Origin of the sequence: Ensifer canadensis (assembly GCF_017488845.2) — a bacterium.
GTDB classification, from domain to species: domain Bacteria; phylum Pseudomonadota; class Alphaproteobacteria; order Rhizobiales; family Rhizobiaceae; genus Ensifer; species Ensifer canadensis.
This window is the reverse complement of record NZ_CP083371.1, coordinates 732,354-747,957: the sequence shown is the minus strand read 5'-3', so window position 1 is coordinate 747,957 and position 15,604 is coordinate 732,354. Positions and strand designations below refer to the sequence as shown.

Genomic DNA, 15,604 nt, shown 5'->3' with positions numbered 1-15,604 from the left:
AATTTGCACACATGGACAAGCGCGCGGCCTTTCGTAGCTGGTGGCTGCCCAGCCTATTCGCCCTGCCGCAGATCATCCTGATCCTGCTCTTTTTCTACTGGCCGGCGGTCGCGGTGTTGCGCTGGGCATTCACGCTCGAACCGCCCTTCGGTGGAACTGCGGAGTTCGTCGGACTTGCCAATTTCAAGGAAGTGTTCGCCGACCCGCTCTACTGGAATTCCGTTGGGGTCAGCCTGGCGTTCGCCCTTTGCGGCACCTTGGCTACGATCTTTATCGGCCTTGTTCTTGCCCTGGCGGTTGACCGCCAGCTACCGGGTTCCGCGCCCTTCAGGTTCCTCTACATCCTGCCTTACGCGATTGCGGGACCTGCTGCCGGCATGGCCTTCCGTTTCATCCTGTCGCCAGAGCGCGGGCTGATGGCATCGGTCAACGCCGCCTTTCCGGACTTCTGGAACCCAGCCAAGTATGGCAGCCATGCCCTTATTCTCGTCATCGTCGTGTTTGCCTGGAAATGGGCGGGCTACACTTTCATCTTCCTTCTCGCAGGTCTGCAGTCTGTCCCGCGGTCGCTCATCGAGGCTGCAGCGATGGACGGCTGCGGCCCGATACGCCGCGCGGTCGACATCCAGATACCGATGCTTGCGCCCACGCTTTTCTTCCTGCTCGTGATCATGATGACCGAAGGTTTCGTCGGTGCGGACACTTACGGCATCGTCGCGCGTACGACGGATGGCGGCCCGAACCACGGCACGGATGTGATGGTCTACCGCATCGTCGAGGAGGCGTTCCGTGGACTGAACTACTCCGGCGCGTCGGCCCAGAGCCTCGTGCTCATCGGCCTCATCATGATCTTCACCTTTATCCAGTTCCGCTTCATCGAGCGCCAGGTCCATTACAAGTGAGGCAGTCATGATTCAGCGGACCCCTTTCGCAAACGCCCTCACCTATGGCGTGATGATCTTCGGCTTCCTCCTGCTGATAGGTCCCTTCATCGTCATCGTGTCGGGCGCGAGCCAAACGTTTCAGCAGGTCAACTCCATACCCTTCAGTTTCCTGCCGCAGGATCGCCTGTTTGAGAATATGAGCGCCGCCTGGACGCGGGCGAACCTCGGGACGGCGATGTTGAACAGCTTCGTGATGGCCAGCCTCGTGACTGTCGGGAAGGTCGCACTGTCAGCGTTGACTGCCTTTGCCATCGTATTCTTCCGAACCCCGCTGAAGGGCTTCTTTTTCTGGATGGTGTTCATCACGTTGATGCTGCCGCTTGAGGTGCGTGTCGTGCCCACCTACGCAGTCGCTGCCGATTTGTTTCAGCCCGTACGGCTTCTCATCTCCGCTGCGACTGGTTTCGAGGTGTCCCTCGACTGGAACCTTCTCAACTCCTACGCCGGTCTCACGCTGCCGCTAATCGCAACGGCCACCGGAACATTCCTTTACCGCCAATTCTACCTAACTCTGCCCGATGAACTGGCCGAGGCCGCGCGAATGGACGGGTCGGGCCCGGTCCGTTTTTTTATCGATATGCTCTTGCCGCTCTCGCGCACCAACATGCTCGCTCTGACCACGATCATGTTCGTCTACGGCTGGAACCAGTATCTCTGGCCGCTCCTGATGGTGACGGACCCTGCCTATAAGACCACGATGATGTCGCTGGTCGCACTCCTGCCGGCCGACAACGGCACGCCGGATTGGAACGTGACGCTCGCCGGATCGCTGATCATCATGCTGCCCCCATTGGTCGTCGTTGCCGTCTTGCAGCGCTGGTTCGTACAGGGCCTGGTGGCCACCGAAAAGTGAAACCGCTTCCCCCATCTGCAGAATAAAAGAGGTCCTCGTTCATGGCTGACATCGCAATTCGCGCCGTGCGTAAATCTTACGGCAAGACCCCCACCTTGCATGGCATCGACCTTGTTTTTGCGTCGGGAGAATTCGTGGTGATCCTCGGCCCATCAGGCTGTGGCAAATCCACGCTTCTCAGGATGATCGCGGGACTGGAGGAAATCACCGCGGGTGAGATCGCCATCAACGGACGGGTCGTTAACAGGCTTGAACCGCGCGAACGCGGTTGCGCCATGGTGTTTCAGAATTATGCCCTCTATCCACACATGACGGTCGCGGGAAACATCGGCTATGCCCTGAAAGTCGCTGGCGTACCAAAGGCAGAGCGCCTTCGCCGCATCGAGGAGACAGCCAAGATCGTCGGGCTCGCCGACTATCTCGATCGCAAACCTGCGGCCCTCTCCGGTGGCCAGCGGCAACGGGTTGCCATGGCGCGCGCGATCATCCGGGAACCGAACGTATTCCTTTTCGACGAACCGTTGTCGAATCTCGATGCCAAGCTTCGTGTCACCATGCGCGCCGAGATCCGCAAGCTCCATCAGCGCCTGTCGGCAACGTCCGTTTTCGTCACGCATGATCAGGTAGAAGCGATGACTCTCGCAGACAAGCTGGTCGTCATGAACAAGGGCGTCGTCGAACAGGTGGGCCAGCCGCTTGACATCTACCACCGCCCAGCAAGCATTTTCGTCGCCTCCTTCATCGGTTCGCCGGCGATGAACCTGTTTGACGCTCACATCAACGTCGATGACGCCTGCCTTGCGTTCAGCGGCACGAAGATGCCGATCGACAGGGCTCTTGCCACACGCTTGGGTGAAAGACGTGTGACCGTGGGCATTCGTCCGGAACAGTGTGTTGTTGCCACTGGGGCAAGAGGCATCTCGATGAAAGTGGACTTTGTAGAAGAGCTCGGAGCTGGCCGCGTCATCCACTCGGAATTGGATGGCCAGCCCTTTGCAGCCTGTGTCGATGAAGAGACGTACGTAAGGCCTGGCGACCGGATCGCGCTGGAACTGCCGCTTGCACATTTGCATGTGTTCGACCGAGAGACTGGTCGGCGTATCGAGCTTGAAGTCGAGCCTCGCAGTGGCCGCAATGCGCGGCAGGTGCTCGAAGCAGTCTGATCATCGCAACATCGAAGGAGATGGAAATGAACGAGTTCATATCCGCTATTGGCTTTTGCAACCGGACGGGCAAGGGAGATCTGTCGAGCCTTGACGCTTCTTTGCGCGAAATCGCCGATACGGGCGCGGATGCCTGCGAGATCGGGATCTATGGCGAGGAGATCATCAGCCGAGGTCGCCTCATCGAGGATCGGCTCCAGCGCGTCGCCGACATCACGCGCAAGTACCATTTCAAGAAGCTTTCGCTGCACGGTCAGATCGTATCCAACTTCATGGATCGCCAGCATCACGATTTGCAGAAGAAGGTCGTGAGAGCGATGCTCGAGCTGTGCGATCGGCTCGGCGCGGGAATCCTTGTCCATCACTCCGGCGCGGCGCAGCTTGCCGCCGGAGAGAGCGCCGCTGATCTCGACAAGATGGAACGCGACGCACTCGCAGAGATGTCGGATATCGCAAAAGGATATGGGGTACGCATCGCGCTTGAAAACATTTTCACGACGGAAACCGGACAGTATCGGCAAACACCGAGCCAGGTCGCCGAAACAGTCCGTTCGATCGGCTCCGACAACGTCGTTGCGCTTATCGACTTCTCGCATGCCTACATCGAGGCCACGCATCGCGGGCTGGATTTTCGCGAGCAATTGCGGGCAATGGCACCGGTGGCAGGCCACCTGCATGTTCACGACAGTTTTGGGCTGCCCTACTCCATGAACCGCTTCTATCATCCAGCTGAGGCGACGGCACTAGGCATCGGAGATTTGCATCTGCCAATTGGTTGGGGCGATATTCCTTGGGATGACATCTTCGCCGAACTGATCTTCCTTCCAGACACGGCATTAATCATGGAAATAAACGCCGAGCGTTTTGCTGATCAGCAACCTGCGAGCCTGGAACGGGCAAGGCGTTTGGCTACCGTGGTGGGCCTTCGATCAGCTGCCTGACGAGTTCCGGATAGCGCGTTACCATCCATGTTGATTGGTTGTCCGGCCGCACATGTGCGGCGGGACAACTGCACCATCCCTAGAAGCGCGTTCGTCAGACGGCCCGTTTGATCGCTATTACGAACCGATACAGACCGACGCACGGCGGAACTCATTCCGGCACGCCGGCGCTTTCCGGGGCGCAGTTTCTGACTTGGCAGTGATCAGAAAGCGATACTGCTCCGCTCACTCCGAAAGCAGCACCCGCGTGAGGGCGTGTCCGACGTCGGCGAGGCCGTCGATAACGTTGAAATGATGTTTGTCCGGTTCCGCGGTCGCGGCCGTTGTTGCACCCAGTCCGGTCCAGATATTGGCGAGCAGAGCGCTCTGGCGCAAGAACTCGGCCCGTTCGCCGCCCCCGACCCAGCAGGTGATGCGGGCATTTGCCATGGGGCGCAGCAGAGCCGGGCTTTCCGAAAGCGCCTCGCTCTCGTCGATCGCAAGCCTCTCGTTCATCGTGGTTGCCATGATCGGACGCAGGTCATGAACGCCCGAGATCGAGACGACGTTTCGAATCCGCTGCTGTACATGCGGCGCCAGCGGCGCGGTCGTCGTGATCATCCGGCTGACGAGATGCCCTCCGGCCGAATGCCCGGTCAAATTCAGCGGCCCATCGACCAGCTTCGAGGCCTCGCCGATGGCCGCAGCTACCTCTTCGACGATCCCAGCGATGCGAATTTCGGGGCAAAGCGTGTACGAGGGGATGGCGACGGCGTAGCCGCTGGCAACAGCGCCGGCGGCCAAATGCGACCAAAAGCTCTTATCGAGTTGCAGCCAGTATCCACCATGCACGAAGACGACAAGGCCCTTGGCTGAGCCATCAGGGAAAAACAGGTCCATGCGGTTTCTCGTCCGCTCGCCATAGCTGAGGTCGAGTTTTGCACGCCCCGCTGCCCGAAGGGCACTGCGAAAGGCTTCGGCTGGCTTGACCCACGCTTCCGGCCATAGGTTGCCACGAGCGATATTCGAGCCATTCGCATAGGCGTCGTCCCAATCGGTAATGCGGCGTTCCAGCATCGATTTAATCCTCCTAGTTTTCTCCTCAGGCGTAGCAATCGCCTGCCAGACCGGTAAACACAATGCCATCATCCAAAAAAACTTTAGGCTTGAAATAGTTTTTGAGCGGTGCGATGCTGCCCCATGTTCAGCCGAGAAGTGGAGGTCTCGCTGTGCCTATCACGATCATTGGAGTCGTCTCAGCGACGACGCGCTTCATCGGCAACGATCCGGCGACGCCCGCAACCGGTTTGCACGGCCGGGCTCCGCACGAACGCAAGAATTATAGCCGGCTTTAAAAATGCCTGAGCAACAGGCAGGAACGGAACAGGGGATTAGCCGCCACATGCTTGGACCGACTTCACACGTCGATACGTTTACCCGTGACCATCTGCCTCCGCCGGAAGAATGGCCAGACTTCCTTCTCGAAGGCTTCAACTATCCGGACCACCTCAACGCCGCCGTCGAACTGACCGACGCCATGGTCGCCAAGGGCTTTGGCGACCACACCGCCCTGATCGGCAACGGTCGTCGGCGAACGTACAAGGAACTTTCCGACTGGACGAACAGGCTGGCCCATGCGCTTGTCGAGAATTACGGCGTCAGACCGGGCAATCGCGTGCTCATACGCTCGGCCAACAACCCCGCCATGGTCGCCTGTTGGTTGGCAGCCACCAAGGCCGGCGCCGTCGTCGTCAACACGATGCCGATGCTCAGAGCCGGAGAGCTGACCAAGATCATCGACAAGGCCGAGATCAGCCTGGCGCTCTGTGACACACGTCTGATGGACGAGATGGTCGCCTGCGCAAAGGATAGCCGCTACCTGAAACAGGTCGTCAGCTTCGACGGGACTGCAAACCACGACGCTGAACTTGACCGGATTGCACTCGACAAATCCGTCCTCTTCGAGGCGGTGCACACCGGTCGGGACGACGTGGCGCTTCTCGGTTTCACCTCGGGCACGACCGGGATCCCGAAGGCAACCATGCACTTCCATCGCGATCTGATGATGATCGCAGACGGCTACGCCAGCGAAGTCCTAGGGGTCACACCCGACGATATCTTTGTCGGCTCGCCTCCACTTGCATTCACCTTCGGCCTCGGTGGCCTTGCGATCTTTCCCTTACGCTTCGGGGCGGCAGCAACGCTTCTTGAGCACGCGACGCCCGCGAACATGGTGGAGATTATCGAGAAATACAAAGCAACGATCTCGTTCACCGCCCCTACCGCCTATCGGGCGATGATGAAGGCGATGGACAACGGCGCGGACCTTTCGTCTCTGCGGGTTGCAATTTCGGCCGGCGAGACACTGCCGGGCCCCGTCTTCGAGGAATGGACGAACAAGACTGGCAAGCCGATCCTCGACGGGATCGGCGCGACAGAGATGCTGCACATCTTCATTTCCAACCGGTTCGAGGACCGCAAGGCCGCCTCGACCGGGAAGCCCGTCGGTGGCTACGAAGCACGGATCGTCAACGACGAGATGCAGGAAGTTCCTCGCGGCACGATCGGCAAGCTTGCAGTGCGCGGCCCGACCGGCTGCCGCTACATGGCCGATCCGCGCCAGCGTGACTATGTCCGCGATGGCTGGAATCTCACGGGTGACGCCTTCTATCAGGATGAGGACGACTTCTTCCATTTCGCCGCCCGATCCGACGACATGATCATAACCGCGGGCTACAACATCGCCGGCCCAGAAGTCGAAGCGGCCTTGATCTCGCATCCGGAAGTCGTTGAGTGTGCCGTCGTCGGTGCACCCGACGCCGAGCGCGGCGAGATCGTCGAGGCCTACGTCGTGCTGTCGGCCGGCGTGTCGGCAGACGAGGCGACGATCAAGCGCTTGCAGGATCACGTGAAGGCGACGATCGCGCCCTACAAATATCCACGGTCGGTAAAATTCCTGGACAGCCTGCCGAAGACAGCCACGGGCAAGATCCAGCGGTTCCGATTGCGGTTGGAGAACTGAAATGAGCGAACCATACGATCCTTCCAAGGAAGGCGCCCAGATGTCGTTTAAGGGGCGCATGTCCTACAGCGACTACCTCATGCTGGAGAAAGTGCTGGACGCACAGGAGCCGCTCTCAAAGGCTCATGACGAGATGCTGTTCATCATTCAGCATCAGACGTCTGAACTCTGGATGAAACTCGCGCTGCACGAGATCAACGCGGCTGTCCGGTCGATCCGTGAAGACCGGCTGGAACCCGCCTTCAAGATGCTGACGCGCGTGGCGCGCATCTTCGAACAGTTGAACAGCGCCTGGGACGTGCTTCGCACGATGACGCCCAGCGAATACACGCAGTTCCGCGAGTCTCTGGGGCAGTCATCCGGCTTCCAGTCGTGGCAATACCGGGCGATCGAGTTCCTCGCCGGCAATCGCAACGTCGCCATGCTCGGACCACACACGCATCGTCCCGAGACCCTTAAAAAGCTGGAAGCGATCTTAGCCGCACCGTCGCTCTATGACGAGGCGATCCGGCTCCTGTCTCGCAAAGGGTTCGATGTCGGCGAGGAAGCAGACAGGACGGATTGGCGCGAAACGCGCACGGAAAGCGACAAGGTCTTTGCGGCCTGGCAGACGGTCTACCGCGATCCCGAGCGCTACTGGATGCTCTATGAGCTCGCCGAGAAGCTGGTCGATTTCGAGGATTACTTCCGTCGATGGCGCTTCAACCACGTCACGACGGTGGAGCGCATCATCGGCATGAAACGCGGAACCGGGGGAACATCCGGCGCGTCCTACCTCAAGAAGATGCTCGAGGTGGAACTCTTCCCAGAGCTCTGGCATGTGCGCACAGGTCTCTGATAGAACACAACTCAAAAGGGAACCTACTAGGAGGAGAACAGCATGAACCGCATTCTGGCAGCGAGCGTTTTTGGCCTCGTGCTTGCGACGTCGAGCCTTGCCTACGCCGAGCCGGTGAAAATCGGCGTCATCACCACGCTTTCGGGCGGCGGCGCCGGTCTCGGCATCGACATGCGCGACGCATTCACGCTTGCGATCAAGCAATCGGGCAACAAGGACGTCGAGCTGGTGATCGAAGACGATGCCCAGAAGCCGGAACTTGCGGTGCAGATCGCCGAGAAGATGATCCAGGGCGACAAGGTCGACCTGATGACAGGGATCATCTGGTCGAACCTCGCCATGGCCGTCGTTCCGAACGCGGTAGCACAGGACGTGATCTATCTCTCGCCCAATGCCGGCCCTTCGGCACTTGCCGGTGCGAACTGCAACCCGAACTATTTCAACGTCGCCTATCAGAACGACAACTTCCATGAGGCGATGGGACAATACGCCAACAAAGACTACAAGAACGCCTTTGTCCTGGCGCCCAACTATCCGGCCGGGAAGGACGCGCTGACCGGCTTCAAGCGCTACTACAAGGGCGACCTTGCCGGCGAGATCTATACCCAGGTCGGCCAGACGGACTATGCCGCGGAGATCGCCCAGATCCGCGCCTCCGGTGCCGATAGCGTCTATTTCTTCCTGCCCGGCGGCATGGGCATCGCTTTCATGAAGCAATATGCCCAGTCGGGCGTCGGCATCCCGGTTATGGGGCCCGGGTTCTCCTTTAGCCAGGACGTTCTGCCGGCGATCGGCGACGCGGCCCTTGGCGTCAAGAATTCGGCGACCTGGTCCAAGGATCTCGACAACGAAGCCAACAAGAAATTCGTCGAAGCCTTCAAGGCCGAGTACAAGCGCCTGCCCTCGATCTACGCGGCGCAGAGCTGGGATACGGCGAACCTGATCCTCGCAGCGCTTTCAAAGGCGAGCGTCAAGGACAAGGACGCCTTCCGTGCGGCGCTCAAGGCAGCGGATTTCAAGTCCGTGCGCGGCGAGTTCGCCTTCAACAACAACAACCACCCGATCCAGAACATCTACGTTCGCGAGGTGGTGAAGGAAGATGACGGCGTCCTGACCAACAAGATCATCGCGACTGCCTTCGAGCATCACAAGGATGCCTACGCCGAGAAGTGCGGGATGTAAGACTTGCACCCGTCGTCGCCCGGGTGCTCGGCTTTCGTGCTGACATCCGGTCGATGATCCATGCGCCCCTCACACCAAGCTTGGACCGGTCTCTTGTTCACCGCACTCCTGATCGAACAACTGCTCAACGGGCTCCAGCTCGGCGTGATGCTGTTTCTGATGGCCGCCGGCCTGACGCTGATTTTCGGCGTCATGGGTCTGATCAATCTCGCCCATGGCTCGCTCTACATGATCGGCGCCTTCGCCTGCGCCACCGTCGCAGCCGCGACCGGCTCCTTCTGGCTGGGGCTGATCGCCAGCCTCACGGCCGCCGCCGGCGTCGGTGCGATCATCGAGGTCGCCGTCATCCGCAGGCTCTACGACCGTGATCATCTCGATCAGGTGCTTGCCACCTTCGCGCTGATCCTGATCCTGTCCGAAGGTGCGCGCTGGATTTTCGGCTCGTTCCCGCTCTATCTCGATATACCGCCCCTGCTTCAGGGCGCTGTGCCGCTCCCTGGCGGCGGTCAGTATCAGCTCTATCGCCTGGCGATCATCGGCGTCGGCATCGCGGTTGCCGTCAGCCTTTATCTGCTGATCTCCAGGACCCGGCTCGGCATGCGCATCAGGGCGGGCGAGTCGGACCGCGAGATGATCGCAGCGCTCGGCGTCGATATAGGCACGCTTTACACAGTCGTCTTTGCGCTCGGCGCAGCCCTTGCGGGTCTTGCCGGCGCCTTGGTCGGGGCGCTCCAGTCGGTGCAGGTCGGAATGGGCGAACCGGTGCTTATCCTCGCCTTCGTCGTCATCGTCATCGGCGGCATCGGCTCCATCAAGGGTGCGCTCGTCGGCGCTGTGATCGTCGGGGTCGTCGATACCATGGGCCGCTTCCTGCTGCCCTCGCTGCTGGCATTGACCATGCCCGCATCGCAGGCAACCACGATCGGGGCGGCGCTGGCCTCGATGCTGATCTATGTCGTCATGGCCCTCATCCTCGCCTTCAGGCCGAGCGGCCTGTTTGCCGCGCAGTCGTGAGGTCCCGATGAACCGCGAAACGACAGTCAATCTGCTTCTGGCGCTCCTCCTACTCGGCGCACCGCTTGTCGCCGTCGGCATGGGCGAGCCCTTCTATGTGACGCTTGCAACCCGCGTCGCCGTGCTGGCACTTGCCGCCGTCGGCCTCAACCTGGCGCTCGGGCTCGGCGGGCTGCTTTCCTTCGGCCATGCAGCCTTCTTCGGCCTCGGCGGCTATGTCGCCGGTATCCTTGCGACGCACGCCTTCAATGGCGAACCGCTGTTCGCCGACATTCCGGCAACCACATCGATGCCACTCATCTGGATAACGGCGGTGGTGGTCGCAGGGCTCGTTGCGTTGCCCATCGGTGCGATCAGCCTGCGCACGACAGGCGTCTATTTCATCATGATCACCCTCGCCTTCGCGCAGATGATCTACTATTTCGCGATCTCCTGGCCGGCCTATGGTGGCGAAGACGGCTTGTCGATGTCGGTGCGCAACGCCTTTCCCGGCGTCAATACCGCCAAGCCCCTGCCCTATTTCCTGGTCTGCTACGCCGCTCTGATGGCAACGCTTCTCCTGTTCCGCATCGTCGAGGGCTCGCGGTTCGGCAGCGCACTGCAGGCAGCGCGACAGAACGGAACGCGCCTTGCCGCCGTCGGCATCGCGCCCTTCAACATCCGGCTCGTCGCCTTCGCAGCCTCCGCGATGATCACCGGATTTGCCGGTGCGCTCTATGCCGATCTCAATCGCTTCGTCGGCCCTTCGATGCTGTCGTGGCACATGTCGGGCGAACTGATCGTTCTCATCATTCTCGGCGGCAAGGGCCGGCTGTTCGGGCCCGTCGCCGGCGCCATGATCTTCGTGTTCTTCGAATATGTGCTCGGCGGCATCACCGAGCGCTGGCAGTTCTTCCTCGGCCTCATCCTGCTCGGCATCGTGCTTTTTGCACGCGGAGGGCTGCTGGGCCTGCTCTCGGGAAAGCCGCGCCATGTCTGAGCCAATTCTTGAAATCCGCGACCTCAGAAAATCCTTCGGCGCGCTCAAGGCCACCGACGGGGTGAGCCTCGAGCTTCACCCGGGACAAATCCATGCGCTGATCGGTCCGAACGGCGCCGGAAAAAGCACGCTGATCCACCAGATCGCCGGCTCGCTCAAGGCCGACAGCGGGACGATCCGCTTTCTCGGTCAGGACATCAGCGGGCACGACATGGCCGCCCGTGCGAGGCTTGGACTTGCGCGCAGCTTCCAGATCTCCTCGCTGGCGCAGGAGTTCTCGGCCCTTCGCAACGTCATGCTAGCGGTGCAGGCAAGCCGTGGCAGCAGCTTTCGTTTCTTTCGCCAGGTGGTCGATGACAAGGACCTGACCGAACCGGCAATGGCGATGCTGGAGCGCGTCGACCTCGCCGCGCGCGCCCATGTACCCGCAGCCGAACTCTCGCACGGAGAACGCCGGCAGCTTGAAATCGCCATTGCGCTGGCGCTTTCGCCGAAGGCCTTCCTCTTCGACGAGCCGATGGCCGGCATGGGGCCGGAGGGCTCCAAACGGCTGACGTCTTTCCTCGATGGGTTGCGCCAGCAGGCACCGATGCTGCTTGTGGAGCACGACATGGACGCGGTCTTTGCACTGGCGGATCGGATATCCGTGCTTGTCTATGGCCGCATCATCGCGACGGGCACGGTCGAGGAAATACGCAGCGACCCGGAAGTGCGCCGCGCCTACCTGGGAGAAGCCGCGTGAGCCTGCTGGAACTAAAAGGTCTCGAAACCTTCTATGGCGCTTCCCAGGCGCTCTTCGGCGTCAATCTCGATGTGCGGGAGGGCGAAGTGGTTGCGCTCATGGGCCGCAACGGCATGGGCAAGACGACGACGATCAACTCCATCCTCGGCCTCGTGCGCCCGCGCTCAGGTGTGATCAGCTTCGCGGGCAAGGCGATCTTCGGCATGCGGCCGCACCGGATCGCCAGACTCGGCCTTGGCCTCGTGCCCGAAGGACGGCGCTGCTTCCCGAACCTCACCGTCATGGAAAACCTCGTTGCCACCGCTCGTGGCAGCGAGTGGACCTTGGAGAAGGTGGTCGCGCTCTTTCCCCGCCTCGGCGAACGGCGCGACCAATATGCCAATACGCTTTCCGGTGGCGAGCAGCAGATGCTTGCCATCGGCCGGGCGCTGATGACCAATCCCAGCCTGCTCATTCTGGACGAGGCGACCGAGGGCCTGGCGCCAGTGATCCGGCAGGACATCTGGTCGGCGATCCGTACGCTGAAGACGGCCGGCCAATCGATCCTCGTCGTCGACAAGACGCTTTCGGAATTGCTACCCCTCGCCGACCGCTGCTTCGTGCTGGAGAAGGGCGCGACGGTGTTCACGGGATCGCCGGCAGCGCTGACGCCGGCGCTTCAGGATCGCTATCTCGGCGTCTAAGCTTTCAGTCAGGCGGCGGGAATGCCGCCACCAAGCACGACGGAATAGGCCACAGCGTCGATATTGCCGCCGGAAATCACGCAGACGATGTTTCCCTTAAGGTCCGGTCGGGCGATCGCGGCGGCAAGTGAGGCGGCGCCCGCACCTTCTGCCACGATCTTGGCCTTCCTGAACAAAAGCCGCATCGCGTCTGTCACCTCAGCGGGACTGACGGCAATGGCCCCGTCGATCAGTTCGCGTGCGACCGGCCAAAGCTGCGGGACCAGCGACGGAGCGCCGATGCTCTTGATGAAGGACGGGCGGGTTTCGATCATCACAATCCGCCCCGCCTCAAGTGCGGCGCAAACCGGGGCGGCGCTGTCGTCTTCGACCGCAAAGACGCGTGCCGGCCGGGAACCGGTCTTGATGGCACTGGCGACCCCGGTGGTCATGCTGCCGCCGCCATAGGGGGTCAGCACCACGTCGACATCGGGCAGGTCCTCGACGATTTCCATGCCGATCGAGCCGTTGCCGGAAAGCACCGCCTGATCGGTCACCGGATTGATCAGCAGTTCCGGCGCATCCGGCCTGTCCGCGCAGACAATGTAGTCCCACCAGGTCTCCGCGCTCACGAAGCGCACCTCCCCGCCAAGGTCGCGCACGCCCTCGATCTTGGTCTGTGGCGCTCCGCGGTACATATAGGCGACCATCGGAACACCGATGAGGCGCGCGGCCCAGGCCATGCCGTAGGCCATATTGCCGGAACTCGTGACCGCGACGCCGCCCCGCAGAGCAGCAGGGTCGCGCGACAGCACTGCATTCAGCGCCGGGCGGAGCTTGAAGGCGCCAATCGGAGAAAGCGTCTCCAGTTTCAGGAAGATTTGCCGGTCCGAAAGTCCGAGGTCGAGCCTGACCAGCGGCGTGCGCGCGACGTGGGGAGCGATGCGGCCACGCGCCTCGGCGATTTCGTCCAATGTCGGCCGGTGTGGTGCAGCGGTCATTGCGAAAGTCCCCCTGGGCGGCGCGATCTTTATCGGCGTCTCAGTGTGACGGTGCGGGCGGTATGCCGCCCGCAGCTTGTCGATGCTATCAGATCAGGTGACGGCCGCACGAACGGCAAAGCGCGCATCCTGCCATGTACCGGTGCGCAGGATCTCTTCCAGAATTTCGACCGCCTGCCAAACGTCGGCGTAGCTTACATAGAGCGGGGTGAAACCGAAACGCATCGTCGACGGCGCGCGGAAGTCGCCGATGACGTCGCGGGCGATAAGCGCCTGCATAATCTCGTAGCTATTGGGATGGCTGAACGAAACCTGGCTTCCGCGCCTCGCGCCGTCACGTGGGCTCTCGAGCTCGAGGCCGTAGGCGCCGCATTTCGCCTCAACCAGCGCGATGAAGAGGTCGGTGAGCCGGATGCTCTTCTCACGCAACTTGGTCATGTCGACCTCGTCCCAGACGTCGAGCGCGCCCTTGAGCGCCCGAAGCGACAGGATCGGTTGCGTTCCGCAAAGGAAGCGGCGGATCCCCTCGCCGGCCGCGTAGTGCTTCTCGAAGGCAAAGGGGCGCGCATGCCCCCACCAGCCACTGAGCGGCTGGCGGATATCGCCATGGTGACGCGTCGCGGCATAGATGAATGCTGGTGCTCCGGGACCGCCGTTCAGGTACTTGTAGGTGCAGCCGACGGCAAAATCGACATCAGCACCCTCAAGATCGATCGGCAGCGCGCCTGCCGTATGGCAGAGATCCCAGATGATCAGCGCGCCATGCTCATGCGCCTTGCGCGTCAGCGCCGCCATGTCGCGCAGTTCGCCGGACTTGTAGTTCACGTGGTTGACCAGAACCACGGCAACGTCACTGTTGATCAGGTCTTCGATCTCGGGCGCATCGACCCCTTCGAGACGCAGCGCCGCACCCGGACGCGTCGAGACCACGCCCTCGGCCATGTAGAGGTCGGTCGGGAAACTGCTGCCTTCGCTGACGATCACCGAGCGCTCCGGCCGCAAGGCCATCGCCGCATGCAGGGCCTTGTAGATGTTGATCGATGTGGTGTCGCAAACAACCGTCTGACCGGCCCCAGCGCCAATCAGTCGGCCAACCCGGTCCCCGAGCGCAAGCGGCATCTCGAACCATCCGGCCGTGTTCCAGCTTCGGATGAGATCCTGGCCCCATTCCTCCGTCGCCGCCTTGCGGAGCTCGTCGAAGGCAGCGGTCGAAGCAACGCCGAGCGAGTTGCCGTCGAGATAGATGAGGCCCGGTGGCAGGATGAAACGATCGCGCATCGGGCGTAGCACGTCGGCCGCATCCATGGCCTCTATCGCAGCAAAATCAGGAACTGCACTCATGAAGATGGTCCTTGGTTATTCACGAACGGTTTCGCGGGCGGGTGCCGGCCCGCGGCTTCGCTTGAGGCTCGGAAGAGCCAGCATGGCGAGAACGAAGAGGCCAGTCGCAAGTTTCAGATCCGGTGGTGGCATGCCGGCGGCCAGGCAGAAGGAGACGAGCTGATAGTAGACGACCGCGCCGACAAACGGGGCGGCGAGTTGGCGCAACACGCTTTGCTTTCCGACGATCGCCTCGCCGATCATCAGCGCCGCGAGCCCATTGATAAGGATGCCGAGGCCCATGTTGACGTCGGCAAAGCCCTGCGACTGCACCATCAGCGCTCCGCCTGCCGCCGAAAACGCGCCGGCAAGCCCGACGCCGCCGATCGTCGCCAGCCAGACGTTGATGCCCTGCGCTTCCGCCATGTCGGGATTGGCGCCGACGGCCCGGATCGCCGTTCCCTTCTCGGTCCTGAAGAAATGATAGAGCAGGAAGAAGACGATGAGTGCGATGAGGCCGGCGACAACGATCTTGCTTGCCGGGAAGCCCGGCTGCAGCCCTGGCACCCAGTCGAACATCGTCGGCGCCCCGAAAACCGATAGGTTCGACCGGCCCATGATGCGCAGATTGATCGAATAGAGCATCGTCATCATCAGGATGCCGGCAAGCAACGTGTGAATGCGGAATCTCAGATGGATGAACGCCGTGCAGCAGCCGGCGACAAAACCGGCGAGGAGTGCGATGGCGATCGCGGCGAGCGGCGACATGCCGGCCGCCATCAGTACACCGCAGACGCAACCGCCAAGCGGGAACGCGCCCTCGCTGGTCAGATCCGGGAAGCTCAGCATGCGAAACGGGATCATGATCCCCAGCACGACGAAGGCAAGGATCAGGCTCTGGGCCAGCGTGACGGGAACGAGCGAGACGAAACTCGCGATTGTGTTTTGAATAATATCCATGATC

At 61.5% G+C, this 15,604-nt stretch carries 15 protein-coding genes; 11 read left to right on the top strand and 4 right to left on the bottom strand.

Features of this window, described 5'->3' with window-relative positions; all coding sequences use genetic code 11:
• Nucleotides 1–11: 11 nt before the first annotated feature.
• Genes J3R84_RS23035 through J3R84_RS23020 form a run of 4 tightly spaced genes read left to right on the top strand, consistent with a single transcriptional unit; the run spans nt 12 to nt 3,901 of the window.
• Nucleotides 12–902: a carbohydrate ABC transporter permease gene (locus J3R84_RS23035; RefSeq protein ID WP_057218926.1), complete on the top strand. Its 891-nt coding sequence runs from the start codon at nt 12–14 to the stop codon at nt 900–902.
• Nucleotides 903–909: 7 nt separating this feature from the next.
• The gene (locus J3R84_RS23030; protein ID WP_203528894.1) at nt 910–1,797 is read left to right on the top strand and encodes an ABC transporter permease subunit; all 888 of its coding nucleotides are present in this window, start codon (nt 910–912) and stop codon (nt 1,795–1,797) included.
• 41 nt (nt 1,798–1,838) lie between these two features.
• A complete protein-coding gene (locus tag J3R84_RS23025) occupies nt 1,839–2,960 on the top strand; it encodes a sn-glycerol-3-phosphate import ATP-binding protein UgpC (protein ID WP_057218930.1) in 1,122 nt (373 codons plus the stop codon).
• A gap of 26 nt (nt 2,961–2,986) precedes the next feature.
• Nucleotides 2,987–3,901 carry a sugar phosphate isomerase/epimerase family protein gene (locus J3R84_RS23020; protein WP_203528896.1) on the top strand — a complete coding sequence of 305 codons (915 nt, stop codon included), beginning with the start codon at nt 2,987–2,989 and terminating at the stop codon, nt 3,899–3,901.
• Nucleotides 3,902–4,126: 225 nt separating this feature from the next.
• On the opposite strand, the gene J3R84_RS23015 is transcribed toward J3R84_RS23020, so the two are convergent.
• Entirely contained in the window at nt 4,127–4,957 is an 831-nt protein-coding gene (locus J3R84_RS23015) for a hormone-sensitive lipase (RefSeq protein ID WP_057218932.1), read from the bottom strand.
• A 325-nt stretch (nt 4,958–5,282) separates the two neighbouring features.
• Here J3R84_RS23015 and J3R84_RS23010 point away from each other — a divergent pair, with 325 nt between their 5' ends.
• From J3R84_RS23010 to J3R84_RS22980, 7 genes are all read left to right on the top strand, one after another.
• Entirely contained in the window at nt 5,283–6,902 is a 1,620-nt protein-coding gene (locus J3R84_RS23010) for a benzoate-CoA ligase family protein (protein ID WP_057218934.1), read from the top strand.
• A gap of 1 nt (nt 6,903) precedes the next feature.
• Complete coding sequence (gene kynA / locus J3R84_RS23005) at nt 6,904–7,740, top strand: tryptophan 2,3-dioxygenase (RefSeq protein ID WP_203528898.1); 837 nt, start codon at nt 6,904–6,906, stop codon at nt 7,738–7,740.
• A 42-nt stretch (nt 7,741–7,782) separates the two neighbouring features.
• On the top strand, nt 7,783–8,922 hold the full coding sequence (locus J3R84_RS23000) for an ABC transporter substrate-binding protein (RefSeq protein WP_025429103.1): 1,140 nt from the start codon (nt 7,783–7,785) through the stop codon (nt 8,920–8,922).
• A gap of 93 nt (nt 8,923–9,015) precedes the next feature.
• Nucleotides 9,016–9,936, top strand: coding sequence for a branched-chain amino acid ABC transporter permease (locus J3R84_RS22995; RefSeq protein WP_156408144.1), 921 nt, complete (start codon nt 9,016–9,018; stop codon nt 9,934–9,936).
• A 7-nt stretch (nt 9,937–9,943) separates the two neighbouring features.
• On the top strand, nt 9,944–10,915 hold the full coding sequence (locus J3R84_RS22990; RefSeq protein ID WP_057218938.1) for a branched-chain amino acid ABC transporter permease: 972 nt from the start codon (nt 9,944–9,946) through the stop codon (nt 10,913–10,915).
• Nucleotides 10,908–11,657, top strand: a complete 750-nt coding sequence (locus tag J3R84_RS22985; RefSeq protein ID WP_057204696.1) for an ABC transporter ATP-binding protein — start codon at nt 10,908–10,910, stop codon at nt 11,655–11,657. The genes J3R84_RS22990 and J3R84_RS22985 overlap by 8 nt, the downstream gene beginning before the upstream one ends.
• Nucleotides 11,654–12,340: an ABC transporter ATP-binding protein gene (locus tag J3R84_RS22980; RefSeq protein ID WP_057204698.1), complete on the top strand. Its 687-nt coding sequence runs from the start codon at nt 11,654–11,656 to the stop codon at nt 12,338–12,340. The genes J3R84_RS22985 and J3R84_RS22980 overlap by 4 nt, the downstream gene beginning before the upstream one ends.
• Before the next feature lie 8 nt (nt 12,341–12,348).
• On the opposite strand, the gene J3R84_RS22975 is transcribed toward J3R84_RS22980, so the two are convergent.
• The 3 genes from J3R84_RS22975 to J3R84_RS22965 form a co-directional block, all read right to left on the bottom strand.
• Nucleotides 12,349–13,320, bottom strand: a complete 972-nt coding sequence (locus J3R84_RS22975) for a threonine ammonia-lyase (RefSeq protein WP_203528900.1) — start codon at nt 13,318–13,320, stop codon at nt 12,349–12,351.
• Between the two features lie 93 nt (nt 13,321–13,413).
• Entirely contained in the window at nt 13,414–14,661 is a 1,248-nt protein-coding gene (kynU, locus tag J3R84_RS22970) for a kynureninase (protein ID WP_203528902.1), read from the bottom strand.
• Nucleotides 14,662–14,676: 15 nt separating this feature from the next.
• Nucleotides 14,677–15,600 (bottom strand): ABC transporter permease, encoded by a 924-nt coding sequence (locus J3R84_RS22965; protein ID WP_025429110.1) that lies wholly within the window; start codon nt 15,598–15,600, stop codon nt 14,677–14,679.
• Nucleotides 15,601–15,604: the final 4 nt, after the last annotated feature.

Excerpts from the sequence above, each read along its gene's own strand:
- J3R84_RS23035 (WP_057218926.1), top strand. The coding sequence starts at position 12 with ATGGACAAGCGCGCGGCCTTTCGTAGCTGGTGGCTGCCCAGCCTATTC.
- J3R84_RS23030 (WP_203528894.1), top strand. The coding sequence starts at position 910 with ATGATTCAGCGGACCCCTTTCGCAAACGCCCTCACCTATGGCGTGATG.
- J3R84_RS23025 (WP_057218930.1), top strand. The coding sequence starts at position 1,839 with ATGGCTGACATCGCAATTCGCGCCGTGCGTAAATCTTACGGCAAGACC.
- J3R84_RS23020 (WP_203528896.1), top strand. The coding sequence starts at position 2,987 with ATGAACGAGTTCATATCCGCTATTGGCTTTTGCAACCGGACGGGCAAG.
- J3R84_RS23015 (WP_057218932.1), bottom strand. The coding sequence starts at position 4,957 with ATGCTGGAACGCCGCATTACCGATTGGGACGACGCCTATGCGAATGGC.
- J3R84_RS23010 (WP_057218934.1), top strand. The coding sequence starts at position 5,283 with ATGCTTGGACCGACTTCACACGTCGATACGTTTACCCGTGACCATCTG.
- kynA (WP_203528898.1), top strand. The coding sequence starts at position 6,904 with ATGAGCGAACCATACGATCCTTCCAAGGAAGGCGCCCAGATGTCGTTT.
- J3R84_RS23000 (WP_025429103.1), top strand. The coding sequence starts at position 7,783 with ATGAACCGCATTCTGGCAGCGAGCGTTTTTGGCCTCGTGCTTGCGACG.
- J3R84_RS22990 (WP_057218938.1), top strand. The coding sequence starts at position 9,944 with ATGAACCGCGAAACGACAGTCAATCTGCTTCTGGCGCTCCTCCTACTC.
- J3R84_RS22985 (WP_057204696.1), top strand. The coding sequence starts at position 10,908 with ATGTCTGAGCCAATTCTTGAAATCCGCGACCTCAGAAAATCCTTCGGC.
- J3R84_RS22975 (WP_203528900.1), bottom strand. The coding sequence starts at position 13,320 with ATGACCGCTGCACCACACCGGCCGACATTGGACGAAATCGCCGAGGCG.
- kynU (WP_203528902.1), bottom strand. The coding sequence starts at position 14,661 with ATGAGTGCAGTTCCTGATTTTGCTGCGATAGAGGCCATGGATGCGGCC.
- J3R84_RS22965 (WP_025429110.1), bottom strand. The coding sequence starts at position 15,600 with ATGGATATTATTCAAAACACAATCGCGAGTTTCGTCTCGCTCGTTCCC.